A 674-nucleotide genomic window follows, 5' to 3' on the forward strand; every position below is an offset into this window, starting at 1 on the left:
GCAGGTGCAGCCGGAGCGCCGCCTGCCAACAGGGTGAAGTCGAACGGGTCGGAAGCTGCGCTGAGGTTGCCGACGGTATCGACTGCCTTGACCGTCAGTTCGTGAGGACCGTTGGCCAGTGGCAAGCTCGGCTCAAACACCCAGGTGCCATCAGACTGTACGTCGGCACGTCCGATTTCAACACCGAAGTCGTAGATAACCACTTGGCCGTTTGCCTCACCGGTACCGCGCAAGGTTGGGGTCGCGTCATCGGTGACATCGCCCGGTGCCAGGAAGTCCTGGATGGTACCTTGGTCGTCGTAAACGCTGTCCAATGTCGGCACATCGGGTGGCGTGGTATCAACAATGATGGTCCACGGTGCTGACTCGTCGCTGCGGTTACCCGCAGGGTCTTGAGCGATGATGGTAAGTACATGGTCGCCATCGTTTAACGGCGTAGGCGGAGTGAAGCTCCAGGTTCCGTCTGCCAGAACGTCGGCGGTGCCGATCAATTCGCCACCATCGTAGATGTCGACTGTGTCGCCAAGCGCCAAGCCGCCGCCGCTCAGGGTTGGCGTGGTGTCGTCAGTGCTGTCGCCATCGTTCAGCGGCCCTTGATCAGCGCCCACGTCGTCGGTGATTGCGCCAATCGTCGGGGTGTCAGGGAAGCCCGGCGCAGAAGTGTCGATTTCCAG

1 protein-coding gene is annotated in these 674 nt (G+C 61.3%); it reads right to left on the reverse strand.

The genetic code is table 11. The features are described 5' to 3' along the window. On the reverse strand, positions 1 to 674 hold a 674-nt coding region (locus SNL23_RS15475), incomplete at both ends, for an Ig-like domain-containing protein (RefSeq protein ID WP_318302663.1).

Source organism: Pseudomonas sp. SED1, from assembly GCF_034044025.1.
In the GTDB taxonomy this organism is placed as follows: Bacteria; Pseudomonadota; Gammaproteobacteria; order Pseudomonadales; family Pseudomonadaceae; genus Aquipseudomonas.